18 protein-coding genes are annotated in these 21,259 nt (G+C 71.3%); 4 read left to right on the top strand and 14 right to left on the bottom strand.

Annotated elements, in window-relative coordinates:
* Positions 1-53 precede the first annotated feature (53 nt).
* Together IF55_RS22540 and IF55_RS22535 are read left to right on the top strand one after the other, a co-directional pair.
* The gene (locus tag IF55_RS22540; protein WP_030883515.1) at positions 54-743 is read left to right on the top strand and encodes a hypothetical protein; all 690 of its coding nucleotides are present in this window, start codon (positions 54-56) and stop codon (positions 741-743) included.
* A gap of 52 nt (positions 744-795) precedes the next feature.
* Positions 796-1,650, top strand: a complete 855-nt coding sequence (locus tag IF55_RS22535; RefSeq protein WP_030883516.1) for a thioredoxin domain-containing protein — start codon at positions 796-798, stop codon at positions 1,648-1,650.
* A gap of 101 nt (positions 1,651-1,751) precedes the next feature.
* On the opposite strand, the gene IF55_RS22530 is transcribed toward IF55_RS22535, so the two are convergent.
* Positions 1,752-2,381 carry a dienelactone hydrolase family protein gene (locus IF55_RS22530; protein ID WP_211270022.1) on the bottom strand — a complete coding sequence of 210 codons (630 nt, stop codon included), beginning with the start codon at positions 2,379-2,381 and terminating at the stop codon, positions 1,752-1,754.
* A 64-nt stretch (positions 2,382-2,445) separates the two neighbouring features.
* Here IF55_RS22530 and IF55_RS22525 point away from each other — a divergent pair, with 64 nt between their 5' ends.
* Entirely contained in the window at positions 2,446-3,555 is a 1,110-nt protein-coding gene (locus IF55_RS22525; RefSeq protein WP_030883519.1) for a mechanosensitive ion channel family protein, read from the top strand.
* 353 nt (positions 3,556-3,908) lie between these two features.
* Here the strand turns inward: IF55_RS22525 and IF55_RS22520 are convergent, their stop codons facing one another.
* The 4 genes from IF55_RS22520 to IF55_RS22505 all read right to left on the bottom strand — a co-directional run bounded on the left by IF55_RS22520 (position 3,909) and on the right by IF55_RS22505 (position 8,578).
* The gene (locus IF55_RS22520) at positions 3,909-5,495 is read right to left on the bottom strand and encodes a Na+/H+ antiporter (RefSeq protein WP_030883521.1); all 1,587 of its coding nucleotides are present in this window, start codon (positions 5,493-5,495) and stop codon (positions 3,909-3,911) included.
* A 171-nt stretch (positions 5,496-5,666) separates the two neighbouring features.
* The gene (locus IF55_RS22515; RefSeq protein ID WP_030883523.1) at positions 5,667-6,608 is read right to left on the bottom strand and encodes an RluA family pseudouridine synthase; all 942 of its coding nucleotides are present in this window, start codon (positions 6,606-6,608) and stop codon (positions 5,667-5,669) included.
* Between the two features lie 94 nt (positions 6,609-6,702).
* Positions 6,703-7,272 (bottom strand): signal peptidase II, encoded by a 570-nt coding sequence (lspA, locus tag IF55_RS22510; RefSeq protein WP_030883525.1) that lies wholly within the window; start codon positions 7,270-7,272, stop codon positions 6,703-6,705.
* Between the two features lie 148 nt (positions 7,273-7,420).
* Complete coding sequence (locus tag IF55_RS22505; RefSeq protein WP_030883526.1) at positions 7,421-8,578, bottom strand: TraR/DksA family transcriptional regulator; 1,158 nt, start codon at positions 8,576-8,578, stop codon at positions 7,421-7,423.
* 617 nt (positions 8,579-9,195) lie between these two features.
* On the opposite strand from IF55_RS22505, the gene ileS reads away from it, so the two are divergent.
* A complete protein-coding gene (ileS, locus tag IF55_RS22500; protein ID WP_030883528.1) occupies positions 9,196-12,339 on the top strand; it encodes an isoleucine--tRNA ligase in 3,144 nt (1,047 codons plus the stop codon).
* A gap of 231 nt (positions 12,340-12,570) precedes the next feature.
* Here the strand turns inward: ileS and IF55_RS22495 are convergent, their stop codons facing one another.
* From IF55_RS22495 to ftsW, 9 genes are all read right to left on the bottom strand, one after another.
* Positions 12,571-13,728 carry a DivIVA domain-containing protein gene (locus IF55_RS22495; RefSeq protein ID WP_030883530.1) on the bottom strand — a complete coding sequence of 386 codons (1,158 nt, stop codon included), beginning with the start codon at positions 13,726-13,728 and terminating at the stop codon, positions 12,571-12,573.
* 58 nt (positions 13,729-13,786) lie between these two features.
* On the bottom strand, positions 13,787-14,071 hold the full coding sequence (locus IF55_RS22490) for a YggT family protein (protein WP_030883532.1): 285 nt from the start codon (positions 14,069-14,071) through the stop codon (positions 13,787-13,789).
* Between the two features lie 72 nt (positions 14,072-14,143).
* A complete protein-coding gene (locus IF55_RS22485; RefSeq protein ID WP_030883534.1) occupies positions 14,144-14,746 on the bottom strand; it encodes a cell division protein SepF in 603 nt (200 codons plus the stop codon).
* A 124-nt stretch (positions 14,747-14,870) separates the two neighbouring features.
* A complete protein-coding gene (locus IF55_RS22480) occupies positions 14,871-15,590 on the bottom strand; it encodes a YggS family pyridoxal phosphate-dependent enzyme (protein WP_030883537.1) in 720 nt (239 codons plus the stop codon).
* A gap of 3 nt (positions 15,591-15,593) precedes the next feature.
* Positions 15,594-16,325, bottom strand: coding sequence for a peptidoglycan editing factor PgeF (pgeF, locus tag IF55_RS22475; protein ID WP_030883540.1), 732 nt, complete (start codon positions 16,323-16,325; stop codon positions 15,594-15,596).
* A gap of 10 nt (positions 16,326-16,335) precedes the next feature.
* Positions 16,336-17,568 (bottom strand): cell division protein FtsZ, encoded by a 1,233-nt coding sequence (ftsZ, locus tag IF55_RS22470; protein WP_030883542.1) that lies wholly within the window; start codon positions 17,566-17,568, stop codon positions 16,336-16,338.
* A gap of 240 nt (positions 17,569-17,808) precedes the next feature.
* Positions 17,809-18,678: a cell division protein FtsQ/DivIB gene (locus IF55_RS22465; protein ID WP_078644969.1), complete on the bottom strand. Its 870-nt coding sequence runs from the start codon at positions 18,676-18,678 to the stop codon at positions 17,809-17,811.
* A 31-nt stretch (positions 18,679-18,709) separates the two neighbouring features.
* A complete protein-coding gene (gene murG, locus IF55_RS22460; RefSeq protein ID WP_030883548.1) occupies positions 18,710-19,804 on the bottom strand; it encodes an undecaprenyldiphospho-muramoylpentapeptide beta-N-acetylglucosaminyltransferase in 1,095 nt (364 codons plus the stop codon).
* A 6-nt stretch (positions 19,805-19,810) separates the two neighbouring features.
* Positions 19,811-21,211: a putative lipid II flippase FtsW gene (gene ftsW, locus IF55_RS22455; RefSeq protein WP_048832313.1), complete on the bottom strand. Its 1,401-nt coding sequence runs from the start codon at positions 21,209-21,211 to the stop codon at positions 19,811-19,813.
* Positions 21,212-21,259 lie beyond the last annotated feature (48 nt).

Here is a 21,259-nt window from a genome sequence, read left to right as displayed (position 1 = left end):
GAGTCCGAATCTTGACACGACGTCCACCCGCCACCGTGGCAAAATTCGGCGTCATGGAGGGGACGGGAGAGCAGTTGAGAGCCGTACGCGCCGCGCTGTTCACGGCCGTGTGCGTCACGCTGTCCGCCGCTTCGCACGTCGCGCTCTCCCGCACCCCCCTCCCGCTGTCGACGATCGCCGCGCTCTGCGCCGCCTTCTTCGCGATCGCGTACGCGCTGGCGGGCCGGGAGCGCGGCTACGGACACATCGCCGCCCTCCTCGTCCCCCTGGAGCTGGTGGCCGACACGGTCTTCACCACGGGCCAGCACACGTGTTATGGCCCCACGGGCGGCCCCGTCACGGGGCCGCTGCGCTCCATGGGCGTCGATCTGCTGTGCCGCGGCGGCGAGTTCGGCACGCCGCTGGCCCGGCTGGCGGCCCGGCACGACGGCCCCGCGCCGCTGCTCGGCGGCGCCTCGATGCCCTGGCTGCTGCTGGCCGCGCATGTCGCGGTCGGGCTGCTGGCCGCGGCCTGGCTGCGGCGCGGCGAGGTGGCGCTGCGGCGGCTGCTGCGCGCGGTCGCCTCCCTCGCCTTCCGGCCGCTCCTGTACGCCGTCGCCGTGATCGGCACCACCGCGCGTCCGGGAGCGCCCGTCGCGGCGTACGGGCGCGCGCACATCGCCCGTACGCTCCCCCAGCTCGTCCACTCCGTCGTACGGCGCGGTCCGCCCCACCCGGCCGCTCACGCCCTCCCGGGCGTCTGAGCACTCCGGTCCTCTTCACTGCCGCGCACGTCAATCCCACGGAGTCGAGATCATGAGCAACCGCAACAACCCGCAGAACAAGCAGGCCGCCCGCGAGCGGCTGCGCGCCGAACGCGAGCGCCAGGCCAAGAAGGACAAGACCCGCCGCCAGCTCGTCGTCGGCGGTGCGATCGTGGTGGTCCTCGCGATAGCCGGCGGCATCGGCTACGCGGTCAGCAACATGGACAGCGGCTCCGGCAAGAACGAGTCCACCGGCAGCAAGGAATGGGACGCCGCCGCGAAGAAGACCCTCGTCAAACCCGCCAACACCACCGGCGAGAACGGCGAAGTGATCACCATCGGCGACGCCAAGGCCAAGAAGACCCTGGAGGTCTTCGAGGACCCGCGGTGCCCCGCGTGCGCGGCCTTCGAGCAGAACGCAGGGCCCGAACTGCGCCAGGACGTCAAGGACGGCCGCTACAAGGTGCGTTACGTCATAGTCAACTTCATCGACACCATGGGCGGCGGCACGGGGACCGGCTCCAAGAACGCCGTCAGCGCCCTGGGCGCGGCCCTGAACGTCAGCCCGGAGGCGTTCGTCGAGTACAAGGAGGCCCTGTACTCGAAGAAGAACCACCCGGAGGAGACCGACGACGCCTTCGCCAAGGACCAGAGGCTCATCGACATCGCCCAGCAGGTCCCGGCGCTCAAGGGCAACGCCGGCTTCGAGAAGGCCGTCAAGGACGGCACGTACGACAAGTGGGCGCTGGAGATGGGCAAGCTCTTCGGCAAGAACGGCGTGGACAGCACGCCCACGCTGCTCGTCGACGGGAAGAAGCTGCACGCCGAGGGCATGACCCGCGCCCCGATGACCAAGGACGAGTTCGTCGCGACGATCGACAAGGAATTCGCCCCGAAGAAGAAGTAGCCGTACGGCCGCGGGTGGGCGACCGCGAGTGGGCGGCCGGATGAGGCCGCGATGAGGCCGCCCGCCCGCCGCCCGGAACCGTACGCGTCGTCCGGAACCGGCTACGCGTCGCCGAGGTCCGCGAGGAAGCCGAGCGACACCTTCCACGCGGCCTCGGCCGCCTCCTCGTCGTAGTCCGGGAGGGCGGGGTCGGTGAAGATGTGCCCGGCCCCCTGGTAGCGGTAGACCTCCACGTCCGCCCCGGCCCGCCGCATCCGCAGATACCAGGCGTTCAGCCAGTCCTGCGGCTCGAACGGGTCCGGGTCCGCGACATGCAGTTGTACGGGCAGCTCGTCGACGGACGCGTCCTCCGCGAGGTCGGAGGTGCCGTGCAGGAGCAGCAGCCCCCGCGCCTTCTCGTCGCCCAGCGCCAGGTTCTGCGCGATCGACCCGCCGAGCGAGAAGCCCGCGTAGACGAGGCCGCGCTCGGAAAGCGGGGCGACGGCGGTGACGGCGCGGCGCAGCAGCTCCTCCTTGCCGATCTCGTCCTTGATCGCCATGCCGTCCTCGACGGTCTCGGCGGTCCGCCCGTCGTAGAGGTCCGGGACATGCACCTCGTGGCCCGCGGCGCGCAGCCGCTCCGCCGCCGCGTGTACGGCCGGCCGCAGTCCGTAGGCCGAGTGAAACAGGACAATCGTGGTAGAGGACGCCACTGGAGCCACTTCCCTGTAGGTGAATCGCGATCTCACCATCGTGCCAGTTACCGTCGGTGGGACGCGGACCACCCGAATCGTGCTGGAAGGAGCCGAGGTGTCCATGGAGGACGTGTTGCGTCCGCTCATCGTGATCGGCGGTTCGGTCGCCATCACCCTGCTCGTCGGCTGGGTCGCCGACCTGGTGGTGCGCCGGATCGACGCCCGCCACCCCGAGACCCCGCTGTGGGACCTGCTGCGCCGCTGCCGGCTGCCGCTCCAGCTCGTGCTGTGCGCGGCGCTGCTGCGCGGCAGCTACACGTCCGTGCGGTTCAAGGTGGTCGAGGAGCACGAGGCGGGCATCGGCCAGACCCTGACGCTGGTGCTGATCGGCGCCGTCGCCTGGCTCGCGGTGCGCGTCGCCGCGGCCATAGTGGAGTCGACGTACGCCCGCTACGCCGCGAACGCCCACGACCGGGCCCGGGTCCGCCGGGTCCGCACCCAGGTGACGCTGATCCAGCGGATCGTGACCGCGGTCGTCGTGGTGGTGACGGTGGCGGCGATGCTGCTGACCTTCCCGGCGATGAAGACCGTCGGCACGTCGATGCTGGCCTCGGCCGGTGTGATCGGCATCGTCGCCGGTGTCGCCGCCCAGTCGACGCTCGGCAACCTCTTCGCCGGCCTCCAGATCGCCTTCGGCGACATGGTGCGGATCGGCGACACGGTGGTGGTCGACGGCGAGTGGGGCACGGTCGAGGAGATCACCCTCACCTATCTCGTGGTGACCACCTGGGACGAGCGCCGGATCACCATGCCGGTGTCGTACTTCACGAGCAAGCCCTTCGAGAACTGGACGCGCGGCACGCCGCGGATGACCGGGACAGTCTTCTTCCACCTGGACCACACCACGCCGATAGACCTGATGCGGGAGCGACTCCACGAGGTCCTCATGAAGTCCGCCGAGTGGGACCGCCGGGCCTGGAGCCTGGTGATCACCGACACCACCCCGTCCACGATCCAGGTGCGGGCCCTCGTCACCGCCAAGGACTCCGACGACATCTGGACGCTCCGGTGCGTGGTGCGCGAGCAGATGGTGGAGTGGCTGCGCCGCGAGCACCCATACGCGCTGCCCCGCATCAACACCGCCCACGCCCCGGGCCTACGCGAGGCCCCCGACCGCCCCCAGGCACCGCCGACCTCCGAAGACATCGGCCCCGGCCCCGGCACCACTTAGCGGCCTCCCGGCCCGCACCAACGCCCAATCCGCACGGCACCACCGGGCGCGGCCCCGCCCCGGTACGGCTCCACCCCCACACGTCCCGCCCCGGTACGGCCTCCGCCCCTGTACGGCTCCAGGCCCGTACGACGCCGGTCCGGTACGGTCAGGCCCCGTACCGCCTCGGGCCGACGCGGTCTCGGACCCGCACGGCTGCAAGCCCGTACCTTCCCCGCCCGGTACAGCCTCCGGCTCGTACGGCTGCAAGCCCGTACGACCCGGCCCGGTACGGCCCCCGGTCCGTACGGCCTCGGGGCGGCGCGACCGGGCCGCACGGTTTTCGGCGCCCAGGCCCCCCGCCCAGGGGAGCGTCAGCGGAGGCTGCGGACGTCGAGGTGGCGTAGGACGCGGTCGACGATTTCGGGGTCGGCGCCTGCCTCGCTGCGGGCGGAGAGGACCTCGTGGCGGGCGGCCGAGAGCATTTCGCTCTGGATGCGCTGGACGGTGCGGAGGCGCTTGACGCGCTGGGCGTGGGCCTCGCGGCGCTCGTCGTCGACCATGTCGGGGCTGATGCGCGCCCCCACGTCGTACGCGCGCCTGTTGAGCTGTTCGGACAGATCGTCGGGCAATTCCTCGACGGCCTGGATCTCCTTGAGCCGCCGCTTGGCGGCCTTGGCCGCGCGGAACGCGAGCTGGCGCTCCGTCTCCCGCTCGGCGTCGGTGTCGGCCTTCACGCCGAGCTTCCGCACCAGCCAGGGCAGGGTCAGCCCCTGGACGACGAGGGTGGCCATGACGACGGAGAAGGCGATGAAGAGGATCTCGTCGCGGCCGGGGAAGTCGGAGCCGTCGTCGACGGTGAGGGGGATGGCGAGGGCCAGCGCGACGGAGGCGACGCCGCGCATCCCGGACCACCACATGACGACGGTCTCCCGCCAGGTCATCGGGATCTCCTCCTCGACGTCCCGGTGCCGGTGCATCTTGCGGGCGAGCCAGGCGGCCGGCAGCAGCCACAGCAGCCGTACGCCGATCACGACGCCGATGACCGCGCCGCCGATCCCGAGCATCTCGCCCCAGCGGCCGGAGGCGGTGCCGAAGACGTTGTGGAGTTCGAGGCCGATGAGGCCGAAGGCGACGCCGGTGACGAGGGTGTCGACGATCTCCCAGAAGGTGTGGCCGGCCAGCCGGCCCATCACGTCATCGGCGTCCACGGCGTGTTCGGCGAGGAAGAGCGCGGTGGTGAGCACCGCCAGCACGCCCGAGCCGCGGAACTCCTCGGCCAGGACGTACGCGACGAACGGCACCAGCAGGGTCAGCCCGATCTGGAGGGTGGCATCGCCGAGCAGGCCCATCAGCTTGTTGGCGGCCCAGCCGAGCACCAGGCCCACCACTATGGCGACCACGGCGGACAGCACCAGCTCGCCCACGGCGTGCGGGAAGGAGAAGGTTCCGGTGACGGCGGCGGCGATGGCCACGTGATAGAGCACGATCGCGGTGACATCGTTGAACAATCCCTCGCCCTCCAGGATGGAGACGAGGCGGCGCGGCAGCCCGAGCGCCCCGGCGACGGCGGTCGCGGCGACCGGGTCGGGCGGGGCGACCAGCGCGCCGAGCGCGACGGCGGCGGCGAGCGGCAGCCCCGGCACGACGGCGTTGGCCACGATCGCGACGGCGGCGGTCGTCACAAAGACCAGCGCCACCGCAAGCAGGAAGATCGGCCGCAGATTGGCCGCGAACTGCCGCCAGGACGTGCGCTGGACCGAGGCGTACAGCAGCGGCGGCAGCACCAGCGGCAGGATGTACTCGGGTGGCACGTCGATGTTGGGCACGAACGGCAGCAGCGCGAGGACGATCCCGCCCAGCGTCATCAGGACCGGCGAGGGCAGCCCCAGCCGGTCGCCGAGCGGCACCATGACCACGGCCCCGAGTAGCAGTACGAACAGCAGGGCAAGCTGGTCCACGACGTCTTCGCTCCGGGGTCGGTCCTACGATCAACGTCTCAAGCCTGCCATGGCTGATCACACAAACCGCTGAACGCGGCATTGATCACATATCACCGCTCGCCGGAATATCCGGGCCATACGCCCCGGCACCGGTCCGGGCGCGCCCCGGACCCTACGAATGACGCAGCGTCAGGAACTCTCCGCCCGCACGATGTCCAGCGCACGCTGAAGGTCGTCGGGGTACGCGCTCTCGAACTCCACCCACGCCCCGTCGCCGGGGTGCTCGAAGCCGAGCCGCATCGCGTGCAGCCACTGCCGGGTGAGCCCGAGCCGCTTGGCGAGCGTCGGGTCCGCGCCGTACGTGATGTCGCCGACGCACGGGTGCCGGTGCGCCGCCATGTGCACGCGGATCTGGTGCGTACGGCCGGTCTCCAGCTTGATGTCGAGAAGACTGGCGGCCCGGAACGCCTCGATGAGGTCGTAGTGGGTCACGGACGGCTTGCCCTCGGCCGTCACCGCCCACTTGTAGTCGTGGTTCGGGTGCCGCCCGATGGGAGCGTCGATGGTGCCGCTCATCGGGTCCGGATGGCCCTGCACCAGCGCGTGGTAGCGCTTGTCGACCGTACGCTCCCGGAACTGCTGCTTGAGCAGGGTGTAGGCGCGCTCGGACTTGGCGACGACCATCAGCCCCGAGGTGCCCACGTCGAGGCGGTGCACGATGCCCTGGCGCTCGGCCGCCCCCGACGTCGAGATGCGGTAGCCCGCGGCGGCGAGCCCGCCGATGACGGTGGTGCCGGTCCAGCCGGGGCTCGGGTGCGCGGCGACCCCGACCGGCTTGACGATCACGACCACGTCGTCGTCGTCGTGCACGATCTCCATGCCCTCGACGGGCTCGGCGACGATTTGCACCGGCGCCGGGGCCCCCGGCATCTCGACCTCCAGCCAGGCGCCGCCGGTCACCCGGTCGGACTTGCCGGCCGGCGCGCCGTCGAGCTGCACCTTCCCCCCGGCGGCGAGCTCGGCCGCCTTGGTCCGCGAGAAGCCGAACATGCGGGCGATGGCGGCGTCGACGCGCTCGCCTTCGAGGCCGTCGGGTACGGGCAGGGTGCGGATCTCGGGAATCGTGCTCACCCGTCGAGTATGCAGGACGGCGCGGACCCGCCCGTACGCCCGTACGCCCGCGTGGACCGCGCCGCCCCTGTGAGCCGTCAGTCCTTGTCGCCCCTCAGTCCTTGTGGACCGTGCCGTCCGGGTCGAGGCCGCGGAAGGAGAGGATCACGATCAGCACGCCGCCGCAGACGATCGCCGAGTCGCCGAGGTTGAACACCGCGAAGTGCGCGGGCGCGATCCAGTCGACGACGCCGCCCTGGAAGCCGCCGGGCGAGCGGAACACCCGGTCGGTGAGGTTGCCGAGCGCCCCGCCGAGCAGCAGGCCCAGCGCGATCGCCCACGGCACGCTGTAGAGCTTGCGGGCGAGCCGGGCGATCACCACGATCACGATGACCGCGATGCAGGTGAAGACGATGGTCATCGCCTCGCCGAAGCTGAAGGCGGCCCCGCGGTTGCGGATCACCTGGAGCTGGAGCCAGGTGCCGATGAGCTGGACCGGGTCGTGGTGCTCCAGCTTGGCCACCACGGCCAGCTTGCTGACCAGGTCCAGGAGGTAGGCCAGGGGGGCGACCGTCAGCAGCACGCCGATCCGCCGCTTCTTCCCCTGCGGCGGACCCACCTCCTGCGAGGCGCCGTCCCCATCGGCCTCTCCCGGCGTACCGGTGGTCTGCTCCGCCTCTGTCACCTGAGTCCTTCGACGTCGTCCCGCCCGCCGCTCACCACCGCCCGGTCCGGCGGTGCTGCCCGGCAGCGCGGCGCACTGCTGCGTTCGCTGGGCACCGGGCGGCCCCGCCCGGCTGAGGATGAGCGTACGGCACGCCGCCGCGGGCCGGTCAGCGGCGTTCCTGCCGCTGCTTGCACTCGACGCAGAGCATGGCGCGCGGAAACGCCTGCATTCGGGCCTTGCCGATGGGCTTCCCGCAGTTCTCACAGATGCCGTACGTACCGGCGTCGAGCCGCTCCAGAGCGCGCTCGGTCTGGTCCAGCATCTCGCGGGCGTTCCCGGCCAGCGCCAGCTCGTGCTCGCGCGTGATGTTCTTGGTGCCCGTGTCGGCCTGGTCGTCCCCGGCGCCGTCGCCGGAGTCCCGCATCAGCCCGGCGATCGCCTCCTCGGAGGCGGCCAGCTCGGTCCGCAGCCGCAGCACCTCGCTCTGCAGCTCGGTCCGCGCCTCGGCCACCTCCGCCGGCGACCAGGGGTCCTCGCCCGGTCGTACGGCCAGCTCTTCGGGCTCGGCGGCGGCCGTACGGGCCCCCGGCACCGTCGTCGCGGCCGCTGCCGTGGCCGCTGTCGTGGCCTTGGCAGCCCGTTCCCCACCCGTGGTCTTCTTAGCAGCCACCGTCTTGGCTCCCGTCGTCTTCTTCGCGGGCACCGCCTCTTCGGCCGGTGCGGCCCTACTGGCTGTGGTCTCGCCTGTGGTACCTGCCGCGCCCCTCGTCACCACGGCCTCCTCGGCCGTGCCCCGCTTCGCCGCGGCCTTCTTCGTCGCCGCCTTCTTCGCCGGAGCCTTCGCGGCCGCGGCTCTCCCGGCGACGGCCGTCGCGTCCGGGGCCTCCTCCCCCATGGCCTGCCGCGCCGCGGCCTTCTTCGCGGGAGCCTTCTCGGCCACCGTCTCCTTCGCCGCCGCCTTCTTCGCCGCGGCCTTCTTCTCCCCGGCCTGCTCGGCCGCCTTCTTCCCCGCGGTCTTCCCGGCCGCCGTCTTCTTCCCTGCCGTCTTCTTCCCCACCGTCTTCTTCGCCGCGGTCTTCTTGGCCGTCTTCTTCGCCGTGGGCCCGCCGGCCGCCCCCGGGCGGGCCGGCGGGCCCACGGCGCCCTCGTCCACGAGCTCCACGGCCTCCGGGGCCCCAGCGGTCTCCTCAGGTCCCGCGGACTCTTCAGGCTCCGCGATCTCTTCACCGGGCTGCTCAGCGGCCAGGGCGGCCTTCTTCGCCGTCGCTGCCGCCGCCCTGCCGGACGGCGCGCTCTTCTTCGCGGCGGTCTTCTTCGCCACCATGGCCGCGGCCCCTTCACATTTTGTGATCTTGCTCGCGAATCGTGCCGGAACGATAAATCGACTCCGGGCACGCGGCAACGGGGCACGCCGCCGGATTCGCCCCGGCTTGCTCGTAAAGCAGACCGGTCTCATCGGTTGTGCCCAGCCCATGGCCCGGTAATCCGGCGGTACGGGCGCCACGGCCGGGCGCCCGGGCCCGCCGGTGGGAGGGGCACGTCGGGCGTATCGGCATTCGGGTCAACCCAGGACCGGCCGCTACCTCAGCCGACGCAGCACGGCGAGCCCCCCGCCGGGCCCGCGGCGGAAAACGGGTCGGCGGCGCTCGGTGCGGGCCCGTACACTGGGCGCAGCGAAAGGCGTGGAAGGGACGAGTAGCGCCGTACGCAGCCAAGAGCGACCCGGGGACGGTGTGAGCCCGGGGGTGTGCGCGACGTGAAGATCACCCCGGAGCCGCCGGAAGAACGCCCGCCCCGGCGGGCCAGTAGACCCGGCCTCGCGAACCCCAATGAGGGGGCCCGGGCACGGCCCGCGGCCAAGGAGGGTGGTACCGCGGGAGCGCATCGGCTCTCGTCCCTCCGACGGACAGCGACACGACGTTCCGCCGGAGGAAGAGCCAGATGACCCCGTCGCCGCAGTACCGGCAGGTGCCCGCCCAGGTGGACCTGCCCGCCCTCGAACACGCCGTGCTCGACTTCTGGCGCGAGAACAAGATCTTCGACCGCACCCTCGCCCAGTCCGAGGGGCGCCCCGAGTGGGTCTTCTACGAGGGCCCGCCGACCGCCAACGGCATGCCCGGCGCCCACCACATCGAGGCCCGCGTCTTCAAGGACGTCTTCCCCCGCTTCCGCACCATGCAGGGCTACCACGTGGGCCGCAAGGCCGGCTGGGACTGCCACGGCCTGCCGGTGGAGCTGGCCGTCGAGAAGGAGCTGGGCTTCAACGGCAAGCAGGACATCGAGGCGTACGGCATCGCGGAGTTCAACGCGAAGTGCCGCGAGTCGGTGACCCGCCACACCGACGCCTTCGCCGAGCTGACCGAGCGCATGGGCTACTGGGTCGACCTCGACGACGCCTACCGCACCATGGACCCGGACTATGTGCAGTCCGTGTGGTGGTCGCTCAAGGAGATCTTCGGCAAGGGGCTGCTCGTCCAGGACCACCGGGTCGCCCCCTGGTGCCCGCGCTGCGGCACCGGCCTGTCCGACCACGAGCTGGCGCAGGGGTACGAGACCGTCGTCGACCCGTCGGTCTTCGTCCGCCTCCCGCTGACCTCCGGGCCGCTGGCGGGCACGGCCTCGCTGCTCGTCTGGACCACCACCCCCTGGACCCTGGTCTCCAACACCGCCGTCGCCGCCCACCCCGACGTCCGCTACGTCGTGGCGACCGACGGCGCGGAGCGGCTCGTCGTCGCCGAACCGCTGCTGGAGAAGGCGCTCGGCGAGGGCTGGGAGGCCACCGGCGAGACGTTCACCGGCCGGGAGATGGAGCGCTGGGCCTACGAGCGCCCGTTCTCGCTCGTCGAGCTGGCCGACGCCAACTACGTCGTCAACGCCGAGTACGTGACCACCGAGGACGGCACCGGCCTCGTCCACCAGGCCCCGGCGTTCGGCGAGGACGACCTCAGGACCTGCCGCGCGTACGGCCTGCCGGTCGTCAACCCGGTCCGCCCCGACGGCACCTTCGAGGCCGGGCTGCCGCTCGTCGGCGGCCAGTTCTTCAAGAAGGCCGACGAGGCGCTGGTCGAGGATCTGCGCGAGCGCGGCCTGCTCTTCCGGCACGTGCCGTACGAGCACAGCTACCCGCACTGCTGGCGCTGCCACACGGCGCTGCTCTACTACGCGCAGCCCTCCTGGTACATCCGCACCACCGCCGTCAAGGACCGGCTGCTCGCGGAGAACGAGGCGACCAACTGGTTCCCGGAATCGGTCAAGCACGGCCGCTTCGGCGACTGGCTCAACAACAACATCGACTGGGCGCTCTCCCGCAACCGCTACTGGGGCACCCCGCTGCCCATCTGGCGCTGCGAGGAGGGCCACCTGACCTGCGTCGGCTCGCTGGCCGAGCTGACCGAGCTGACCGGGACCGACCAGTCCGGGCTGGACCCGCACCGGCCGTACATCGACGCCGTCACCTTCGGCTGCCCGGCCGAGGGCTGCGCGCTGGAGGCGACCCGCGTCCCGGAGGTCATCGACGCCTGGTACGACTCGGGTTCGATGCCGTTCGCGCAGTGGGGCTACCCGTACAAGAACAAGGACCTCTTCGAGAAGCGGTACCCGGCGCAGTTCATCTCCGAGGCCATCGACCAGACCCGCGGCTGGTTCTACACGCTGATGGCGGTCGGCACCCTGGTCTTCGACAAGTCCTCCTACGAGAACGTGGTCTGCCTGGGCCACATCCTCGCCGAGGACGGCCGCAAGATGTCCAAGCACCTGGGCAACATCCTCCAGCCGATCCCGCTGATGGACCAGCACGGCGCCGACGCGGTCCGCTGGTTCATGGCGGCCGGCGGCTCCCCCTGGGCCGCGCGCCGGGTCGGGCACGGCACGATCCAGGAGGTCGTCCGCAAGACGCTCCTGACGTACTGGAACACGGTCGCCTTCCAGGCGCTGTACGCCCGTACGTCCTCCTGGGCGCCGTCCGCCGCCGACCCGGCCCCGGCCGACCGGCCGCTGCTGGACCGCTGGCTGCTCGGCGAGTTGAACGCGCTGGTCGACCAGGTCACCGTGGCGCTGGAGGCCTTCGACACCCAGCGGGCCGGCAAGCTGCTGTCCGCGTTCGTCGACGACCTCTCCAACTGGTACGTGCGCCGCTCCCGCCGCCGCTTCTGGCAGGGCGACCCGGCCGCGCTGCGCACCCTGCACGAGACGGTGGAGACGGTCACCCGGCTGATGGCGCCGCTCACCCCGTTCATCACCGAGCGGGTGTGGCAGGACCTCGTCGTACCCGTGGCGCCCGACGCGCCCGACTCGGTGCACCTGTCCACCTGGCCGGTCGCCGACGAGACGCTGATCGACCCGACGCTCTCCGAGCAGATGGTGCTGGTGCGCCGGCTGGTCGAGCTGGGCCGCGCGACCCGCGCGGAGTCCGGCGTGAAGACGCGTCAGCCGCTGTCGCGGGCGCTGGTCGCGGCCTCCGGCTTCGCGTCCCTCTCGGACGAGCTGCGCGCCCAGATCACCGAGGAGCTGAACGTCTCCTCGCTGGCCGCCCTCTCCGAGGTCGGCGGCTCGCTCGTGGACACCACGGCCAAGGCCAACTTCCGGGCGCTCGGCAGGCGGTTCGGCAAGGGCGTCCAGGCGGTCGCGAAGGCCGTCGCCGAGGCGGACGCTGCCGCGCTGTCGCTGGCCCTGCGCGAGGGCACGGCCGCCGTGGAGGTCGACGGCGAACGGGTGACGCTCGCCCCGGACGAGGTCATCATCACCGAGACGCCGCGCGAGGGCTGGTCGGTGGCCTCCGACTCGGGCGCCACCGTCGCCCTCGACCTGGAGATCACCCCGGAGCTGCGCCGCGCGGGCCTGGCGCGCGACGCCATCCGGCTGATCCAGGAGGCCCGTAAGAACAGCGGATTGGATGTCGCGGACCGCATCCTGGTCCGCTGGGACGCGGCGGACGCCGAGACGGCGGAGGCGCTGGCCGAGCACGCCGCGCTGATCTCCGACGAGGTGCTGGCCGATGAGTTCGCGACGGCGGAGCCCGACGCCTCCTTCGGCGAACCGTTCACGGACGAGCCCCTGTCCCTGACCTTCCGACTGCGCAAGGTGTAACCGCCCGGCAGGGCGGACTGCGGCCGGGCGGGCTCGAACTCCGAGCCCGCCCGGCTTTTTGACGCCTATAGGGGCACCCGTTTGCCTCATAGGGAGAGCCCATAGGGAGCCGATGAGAGCGTGGAAACGCGCCCCTATGGAGCGCGAAAAACGGGCCGGGCCCCTGGGAAGTCCCAGGGGCCCGGCCCGTAGATACCGCCGACGGCTACGCGCGAGGCGCGGTCCGACCGGTCAGTTGTCGTCCTCGTCGATCAGGAAGCCGCGCATCGGCGACGGCGCCTGCTGCATCGGCTGCTGGCCCTGCGGCCGGACCGGTGCCATCGGCTGGGTCATCGCCGGGGACATCTGCTGCTGACCGCCGTAGGACGGAGCGCCGCCGGAGGGGCCGCCGTGGCCGCCCATGGACGGGTTGCCGCCCATGGAGTGCGAGCCCATGCCCGCGCCGGCGCCCGCCATCGAGGGGGACGGCGGCAGCGAGGCGGTCGCCGGGGTCCGCGGCGGGGCCAGCGAGTCGTCGGCCTGGTTCTCCAACTGGCGGAGCTGGCTCTCCAGGTAGGACTTGAGCCGGGTGCGGTACTCGCGCTCGAAGCCGCGCAGGTCCTCGACCTTGCGCTCCAGCGTGGCGCGGGCGGACTCCAGCGAGCCCATCGCGACGCGGTGCTTCTCCTGCGCGTCCCGCTCCAGCGCGTCGGCCTTGGCGCGGGCGTCCCGCTCCAGACCCTCGGCGCGGCTGCGCGCCTCACCGACGATCTTGTTGGCCTCGGACCGCGCCTCGGCGATGGCCTGATCGGCCGTCTGCTGCGCGAGCGAGAGCACCCGGGCCGCGCTGTCGCCGCCCGGACCCTGGCCCGGCTGCGGAAGCTGGGGGCCGGGGCCGCCCATCGGACCGTTCTGGCCCATGCCGTTCGGGTTCATGCCGTTCTGACCCATGGGGCCGCCGAGCGGACCGCCCATCGGGCCGTTCTGCCCCATCGGGCCGGGGCCGTGCGGGCCCTGCGGGCCGTGGCCGCCGGGGCCGGGCGGCAACTGCGGGGCACCGCCCGCGAGCTGCGGGGGCCCGCCCATCTGCTGTTGTTGCTGCTGCTGTTGCTGCTGCTGAGGCGGCACAGGCTGCGGACCCGATATGGCGGCGGGCACGGGGGCGCCGGGCCGCTGCGGCTGCTGGTCCTGCGGCTCCTGCTGCTTGCGCATCCCCTGCTGCTGGTTCTGCGCGGCGGCCCGAGTCGCCGCGGCCAGCTTGGCTCGCAGGTCCTCGTTCTCGCGGAGGAGGCGGGTCAGTTCGGCTTCGACCTCGTCGAGGAAGGCATCGACCTCGTCCTCGTCATAGCCTTCTCGGAGACGGACGGTTGTGAACTGTTTGTTCCGTACGTCCTCGGGGGTCAACGGCATCTCTTCTTCACCTCAACGTAGTCGTCGGCAATCGGCAAGAACGTATGTGACATCGCGCTCACAGCCAGCTCACGACGGTGATCAGGACGTAGACGATGATCATCAGTACGAAGAAGGACAGGTCGAGCGCCACGCCCCCGAGACGCAGCGGCGGGATGAACCGCCGCAGAAGCTTGAGTGGCGGATCAGTGACAGTGTAGGTGGCCTCCAGAACGACCACCATCGCCTTGCCGGGTTGCCATGAGCGGGCGAACTGGAAGACGTAGTCCATCACCAGCCGGAAGATCAGCACGATGAGGAAGCAATACAGCGCGATGTAGATCACCTGCAGTGCGATGCCCATCTCGCGCGTCCCTCTCCCCTTGCTCGTACTCGGCCAGTTGGCCGTTACTCACCGACTTGCCGGTGTTGCGTCTCAGCTCTGGTTGAAGAACCCGCCCTCTGCGATGCGGGCCTTGTCCTCCGCCGTGACATCGACGTTAGCAGGAGACAGCAGGAACACCTTCTGTGTCACCCGCTCGATGCTGCCGTGCAGTCCGAAGACCAGACCGGCGGCAAAGTCGACAAGTCGCTTCGCGTCCGTGTCGTCCATCTCCGTCAGATTCATGATCACCGGCGTGCCCTCGCGGAAGTGTTCCCCGATGGTACGGGCCTCGTTGTAGGTCCGCGGGTGCAATGTGGTGATGCGGTACGGCTCCCGCTCGGACACAACCTTGGGCATGATCACCGGTGCGTTCTTCTCCAGAGACTGACGTTCGGGTGTGATGGACGCCACGGGGGCGATTCGCGCGGGTCGTCCGGTTTCCGCTACGAGCGGAGCAGGTTCCCGCTGCGCCGGCGGGTGCGCGACTCGCACCGGTTCGTCCTGTTGCGTCTGTTGGGGCTGCTGCTGCCTTCGAGCCCGGTCGGGCTCCGGCTCGGGTTCGAACTCGTCATCGGGGTCGAACCCCGGGCCGTCGTACCCATCGTCCTCCACGAGGCCGAGGTAGACCGCCATCTTGCGCATCGCGCCGGCCATGCTCCGCATCCTCCGCTCTGTGGTGGATCGGCTCCGTCACCGGTCGCCCTGGATCCACTCGGCCTGCCCGCCTTTTGGCGGAAATGACCATATTTTGTGCTGTGGTCCGACCTGCTTGGCGACGTTACCTGAGCCTGGGTCGGACTCCGAGTACCGCAGTGCCGACGCGTACATGTGTCGCCCCCGCCGCCACCGCGTCCTCAAGGTCCGCGCTCATACCTGCCGACACCATGTTCGCAGCCGGATGGGATACGCGCAGGCCCGTTGCGATTTCCCGCAGTCGCTCGAACGCCGCACGCGGCCGGCCGGCGTACGTTCCGGCCAACGGAGCAACCGTCATGACCCCGTCCAGCCGGAGCCCTTCGGCCGCCGCGATGGCATCGGCCAGCGCCTCGACGCCGTCCGGCGCCACCCCGCCGCGCTCCCCCCGCTCGCCCGACTCCGCGTCGAGCGCCACCTGGATGAGCGCGCCGGTCTCCCGGCCGGCCCGCACCGCCGCGGCGGACAGCGCCGTGACCAGCTTGGGCCGGTCGACGGACTGCACCACATCGGCGTAAGTCACCACAGACCGTACCTTGTTCGTCTGCAATTGACCCACAAAGTGCCAGTTGAGCGGCAGATCGGCGCATTCCGCGGCCTTGGGGGCGGCGTCCTGGTCGCGGTTCTCCGCGACATGACGCACCCCCAGCTCCGCGAGCAGCCGGACATCGCTCGCCGGGTAGGTCTTGGTGACCACGATGAGGGTCACGTCCGCGCGCTCACGGCCGGCGGCGGCACACGCGGCGGAAATACGTTCCTCCACCCGTGCCAGGTTCTCGGCCAGTTGTTCCCTACGATCCGTCACAGCTCAGCCGTCCAACCAGACATAGCTCGCGAGCCGCCCGGTCGTGCGCTCGCGCCGGTAGGAGAAGTGGTCCGTCGACTCCAACGTACAGACGTTCGACCGAACACTGATGTCAACGCCGAGACGAGCGAGTTGGGCGCGTACGCCCGCCGTCACGTCCACGGCCGGGGTCGACCACGAGGTGGTGGACCACGCCTCGGGCACCGCCTCGGCGACCTCGGCGCGCATCGCCTCGGGCACCTCGTAGCAGCGGCCGCAGACCGACGGTCCTATGTGGCCGACGATCCGGGCGGGCTCCGCGCCCTGCCCGACCATCTCCGCCACGAGCGCCGGCACCACCCCGGCCACCAGCCCCGGCCGCCCGGCGTGCGCGGCGCCCGCGACCCCGGCGTACGGGTCGGCGAGCAGCACCGGGGCGCAGTCGGCGGTCAGGACGGCGAGCGCGAGGGAGCGACGGGTGGTCACCACCGCGTCCACGGCCGGGGGTTCGGCGTCCCCCCAGGGCCCGTCGACCACGGCCACGTCGCGGCCGTGCACCTGGCGCATCCAGACGACGGCCGCCGGGTCGAGCCCCAGCGCGCCGGCCGCGAGGGTGCGATTGGCCCGTACGGCCGCGGGGTCGTCGCCGACCGCGCCGCCGAGGTTGAGCGTGTCATACGGAGCGGCGCTCACCCCGCCCCACCGGTCGGTGAAAGCGAAGTGCGCGCCGCTGTCGTCGTGCTGTTGCCCTATCACTTCAGGCGGTTCACTTGAGGAAGTCGGGAACGTCCAGTTCCTCGGCCGTGCTGTCCTGGTACGGACGGGCCGGCGGGACCTGGGGCGTGCTGATCGGGGGCGGGGGGACCTCGGAGACCGGGGTCGGGTCGGCCGGGGCCGGCTCCTCCTCGCGGGGCGGTGCCACGCTGCCGAGGCCGCCGAAGGACGGCCGGGCCGGCTCGGGCGTACGGGCCGGGGGCGGGGTGGGGGCGCTCTCCTCCCGGCTGCCGTAGGTGGAGCCGAGCACCTTTTCGCGGTTGCCCTTGGGCGGCGGCTGACCGCCGTCGAAGCCGGCCGCGATGACGGTGACCCGGACCTCGTCGCCGAGCGCGTCGTCGATGACCGCGCCGAAGATGATGTTGGCCTCGGGGTGCGCGGCCTCGCTCACGAGCTGCGCGGCCTCGTTGATCTCGAAGAGGCCGAGGTCGCTGCCGCCGGAGATGGAGAGCAGCACCCCGCGGGCGCCGTCGATGGACGCCTCCAGCAGCGGGGAGGAGATCGCCATCTCGGCGGCGGCCACCGCGCGGTCGTCGCCGCGCGCCGAGCCGATGCCCATGAGCGCCGAGCCGGCCTCGGACATGACGGACTTGACGTCGGCGAAGTCGAGGTTGATCAGGCCCGGGGTGGTGATGAGGTCGGTGATGCCCTGGACGCCGGAGAGCAGTACCTGGTCCGCGGACTTGAACGCGTCGAGCACGCTCACCTGGCGGTCCGAGATCGACAGCAGCCGGTCGTTCGGAATGACGATCAGGGTGTCGACCTCGTCGCGCAGCCCCGCGATGCCGTCCTCGGCCTGGTTGGCGCGGCGGCGGCCCTCGAAGGTGAACGGGCGGGTGACGACGCCGATCGTCAGGGCGCCGAGCGAACGGGCGATGTTGGCGACGACGGGGGCGCCGCCGGTGCCGGTGCCGCCGCCCTCACCCGCGGTGACGAAGACCATGTCGGCCCCCTTGAGGACCTCCTCGATCTCCTCGCGGTGGTCCTCGGCCGCCTTGCGGCCGACGTCGGGGTTGGCGCCGGCGCCGAGGCCGCGGGTGAGCTCCCGGCCGACGTCGAGCTTGACGTCGGCGTCGCTCATCAGCAGGGCCTGCGCATCGGTGTTGATCGCGATGAACTCGACGCCCTTGAGACCGACCTCGATCATCCGGTTGATGGCGTTCACGCCACCGCCGCCGATTCCGACGACCTTGATGACTGCGAGGTAGTTCTGCGGTGCTGCCACGTCGAAGGCCTCTCGCCTCGAGTTACGTATGCCTGGGGGACGGTTCTGAATGCCGACCCGAACCCTAACGTTGAAGTTTAGGGTTACCGGTGTCACTGTTCCGTGGGTTCTCCGAACAGGACACTAAGTCGACAAGTGGCGCACGTTCAATGAACACGCCGAACCTCCCGTTTTTCTTTTCACCCTATGTGATCACCCATAGCCCTAGCCAACCAGGGTGCTGGCCTGCTGCGATGTGCGTCAACTTCCGGACACGGCGGGCGAGCTGGGGGCACTTACGTCGAAATGATCCGCTCCACGGGCGGCTTTCATCAGCGCGGTGAGCGTCCGGGCCTTCTCCGCCCCCCGTTCACCGCTCCCCCACACGACCTCCCGATCGCCCGTCAGCTCCAGGGTGATGGAGTCATATGAGCGTACGCGGATGGTCCGGGTGTCCTTGCGGACGGCGGCGGGCAGCTCGGCCGCCACCCGGACGGCCTCTCGGCGGAGCCGGTCCGGCCCGAACCGCCGCAGGCTGGCCGCCGCCTCTTTGGAGTCCCCGGGTTCCACCGCCAGGAAGGGCACCCCCCGTGGCGCCTTGTCCACTGTGGCGAAACGCACGCCCCCGGCATCGACTTCGACGAACTTCGCGCCCTTCTTCATGAGCGCCGCCGGCTTCCGCTCGGTCACTTTCAGGCTGATTCCATGCGGCCAGGACCGTTCGACGCGCACGGTGTCGACGCGGGGCAGCTCCGCCCGCAGCCGTGCCGCGATGGTGTCCGTGTCCACGGAGATGAGGGGCGCGCCGAGCGGTACGCGCGCCGCGTCGCGCACCTCGTCGCGGGTCAGCACCTCGGTGCCGGCGACCTTCACCTGTGTCGCGCGCAGCCAGCTCGACCCGTACAGCGCCCAGATCGCGGCGCCGCCCACCAGGACGACCGCGACCGCGGAGACGATCAGGGTGCGGCGGCTCGGCAGCCGACGGCCGCCGGGGCGGGGCGGGCCGGACCCCGACGACTTCCGCTGCGGTTCGGGCCTCGATTCGGGTTTGAGTCGCGGCTTCGTCCTAAGCCGAAGTTTCGACTTTCCGCTCTTCGAGTCACCGCGCTGAGCGGTCGTCGGTCCGGCCACGCTCCCCTAGCCTCCTGCTCCCACGGGCCGTTCAGCCCGCTCTGCGTGCGGCGATCGCCTCGTACACCATCGCGACGAGCAGCTCGTCGGCGTCCCGGCGGCCGAACTCCGCGGCGTGCCGCGACATCTCGTACAGCCGGTGCGGGTCGGCGAGCACCGGCAGGACATTGCCCTGCACCCACTCGGGGGTCAGCTCGGCGTCGTCGATCAGCAGGCCGCCGCCCGCCTTGACCACCGGCTGGGCGTTGAGCCGCTGTTCGCCGTTGCCGATGGGCAGCGGTACGTACACGGCGGGCAGCCCGACGGCGGACAGCTCGGCGACGGTCATCGCGCCCGCGCGGCAGAGCATCATGTCGGCCGCGGCGTACGCGAGGTCCATCCGGTCCACGTACGCTACCGGGATGTAGGGCGGCATACCGGGCATGTTGTCGACATACGGCAGTTCGTTCTTGGGGCCGACCGCGTGCAGGATCTGGATGCCCGAGCGCTGGAGCGCCGGAGCGACGGCCTGGACGACCTCGTTCAGCCGGCGGGCGCCCTGCGAGCCGCCGGAGACCAGCAGCGTCGGCAGGTTGGGGTCGAGGCCGAAGTAGGCGCGCGCCTCGGGCCGGGCCGCGCCCCGGTCGAGGGTGGCGATGGAGCGGCGCAGCGGGATGCCGACGTAGCGGGCGCCGCGCAGCTTGCTGTCGGGCGTGGAGACCGCGACGGACGCCGCGTAGCGGGAGCCGATCTTGTTGGCGAGGCCGGGGCGGGCGTTGGCCTCGTGAACGATGATCGGCACGCCGAGCCGCTTGGCGGCCAGATAGCCGGGCAGCGCCACATAGCCGCCGAACCCGACCACGCAGTCGGCCTTGGTCCGTTCCAGGATCTGCTCGGCCGCCTTGATGGTGCCGCGCAGCCGCCCGGGTACGGTGATCAGCTCGGGGGTCGGCTTGCGGGGCAGCGGCACGGCGGGGATCAGCCCCAGTTCGTACCCCCGCTCCGGCACGAGCCGGGTCTCCAGGCCCTTCTCCGTGCCGAGCGCCGTGATCCCCACGGTCGGGTCCTGCCTGCGCAGGGCGTCCGCGAGGGCGAGCGCGGGCTCGATGTGGCCGGCGGTCCCCCCACCGGCGAGTACGACATGCACCGAAATTCACCGCTCTCCGGACGGTCGCTTCTTGACGCGCCGTCTCATCGTGTTCATCGCCCCAGCCCGCTTCTTGCTGAAGACAGGCTGCCGCATGGCCAACGCCGCTCGCGCACCGGGCTGCTCGCGCGCGAAGGCGATCAGCAGTCCGACGGCGAACATGGTCGGCAGCAGGGCGGACCCTCCGTAGGAGAACAGCGGGAGCGGGACCCCGGCGATCGGCAGCAGACCGAGCACCGCACCGATGTTGACCATGAACTGCGCCATGATCCAGGTGGTCACGCCTCCCGCGGCATACCTCACGAAGGGGTCCTCCGTGCGTCCGGCCACGCGGATACCCGCATAGCCTAGAGCCGCGAAGAGAGCGAGTACCGACAGCGTCCCCGCCAGGCCCAGTTCCTCGCCGGTGATGGCGAAGATGAAGTCCGTGTGCGGCTCGGGGAGTTCACCCCATTTTTCCACACTCGCACCCAGCCCGGAACCGAACCATCCGCCGTTGGCCAGCGCGTAGATGCCGTGCACCGCCTGCCAGCACTGGTCGTGCGGGCCGGGGTCGGTCGCCCCGATGCAGGCCAGCCGGCCCATCCGGTTGGCGCTGGTCTTGATGGCGAGCACCGCGAGGACCCCCGCGACGCCGAGGACGCCCGCGAAGAGCCGGGTGGGGGCGCCCGCCAGCCAGAGCATGCCGAACAGCACGGCGGTCAGGATGATCGACGTGCCCATGTCGCCGCCGAGCATGATCAGGCCGAGCAGCAGGAACGCCACCGGCACCAGCGGCACCAGGAGGTGCTTCCACTGGGTGAGCAGCTTCTTGTCCTGCTTGCGGGCCAGCAGGTCGGCGCCCCACAGGACGAGCGCGAGCTTGGCGAACTCGCTGGGCTGGAGCTGGAACGGGCCGCCGAGCGAGAGCCAGTTGGTGTTGCCGTTGATCGTCTGCCCTATCCCCGGCACCTGCACCAGGCAGAGCAGGAAGACGGTGCAGGCCAGCAGCGGGTAGGCGAAGGCGCGGTGCAACCGCAGCCGCGCGCGGCAGGCGATCACCATGAGCACGCCGCCGAGCACGGCCGCGATCAGTTGCTTGCGGAAGAAGAAGGTGGGCGCCTGGCCGTACTGCAGCGCCTTGATCTGGGAGGCCGAATAGACCATCACCAGGCCGAGCACGATGATCAGCAGGCTGCCGCCGAGCACGAGGTAATAGGCGGTCAGCGGCCGGTCCCAGGCCCGCTTGAGCCGGGTGGGCAGCGCCTTGAGGCCGCCGGCCGCGCTCGCCCGCGGGGGGCGCGAAGGACGCTGACCGCCGGTGGCCGCGGAGCGGCCGCGGGGGCCGGCGGCTCTCGCGGTACGGGCGGGCGCCCCGCCGCGCGCCGCCCCCCGCGGCGCCTTGGCGGCAGGCTGGTCGGCCTTCATCTCGTATCCCCTCCAGGGTGCCCGCGCACGGTCCTCGCACGGGGTCCC

This window comes from Streptomyces varsoviensis (genome assembly GCF_000718635.1).
GTDB classification, from domain to species: domain Bacteria; phylum Actinomycetota; class Actinomycetes; order Streptomycetales; family Streptomycetaceae; genus Streptomyces; species Streptomyces varsoviensis.
The sequence above is the reverse complement of the archived record's forward strand: the minus strand, read 5'-3'. Positions and strand labels throughout refer to the sequence as shown.

Bases quoted from the DNA above. Each gene is read 5' to 3' on its own strand.
- IF55_RS22505 (WP_030883526.1), bottom strand. From the start codon at position 8,578: ATGGTGGCGAAGAAGACCGCCGCGAAGAAGAGCGCGCCGTCCGGCAGG.
- IF55_RS22485 (WP_030883534.1), bottom strand. From the start codon at position 14,746: ATGGCCGGCGCGATGCGCAAGATGGCGGTCTACCTCGGCCTCGTGGAG.
- IF55_RS22525 (WP_030883519.1), top strand. From the start codon at position 2,446: ATGGAGGACGTGTTGCGTCCGCTCATCGTGATCGGCGGTTCGGTCGCC.
- IF55_RS22530 (WP_211270022.1), bottom strand. From the start codon at position 2,381: ATGGTGAGATCGCGATTCACCTACAGGGAAGTGGCTCCAGTGGCGTCC.
- IF55_RS22490 (WP_030883532.1), bottom strand. From the start codon at position 14,071: ATGGGCATCGCACTGCAGGTGATCTACATCGCGCTGTATTGCTTCCTC.
- IF55_RS22495 (WP_030883530.1), bottom strand. From the start codon at position 13,728: ATGCCGTTGACCCCCGAGGACGTACGGAACAAACAGTTCACAACCGTC.
- IF55_RS22535 (WP_030883516.1), top strand. From the start codon at position 796: ATGAGCAACCGCAACAACCCGCAGAACAAGCAGGCCGCCCGCGAGCGG.
- ileS (WP_030883528.1), top strand. From the start codon at position 9,196: ATGACCCCGTCGCCGCAGTACCGGCAGGTGCCCGCCCAGGTGGACCTG.
- ftsW (WP_048832313.1), bottom strand. From the start codon at position 21,211: ATGAAGGCCGACCAGCCTGCCGCCAAGGCGCCGCGGGGGGCGGCGCGC.
- IF55_RS22540 (WP_030883515.1), top strand. From the start codon at position 54: ATGGAGGGGACGGGAGAGCAGTTGAGAGCCGTACGCGCCGCGCTGTTC.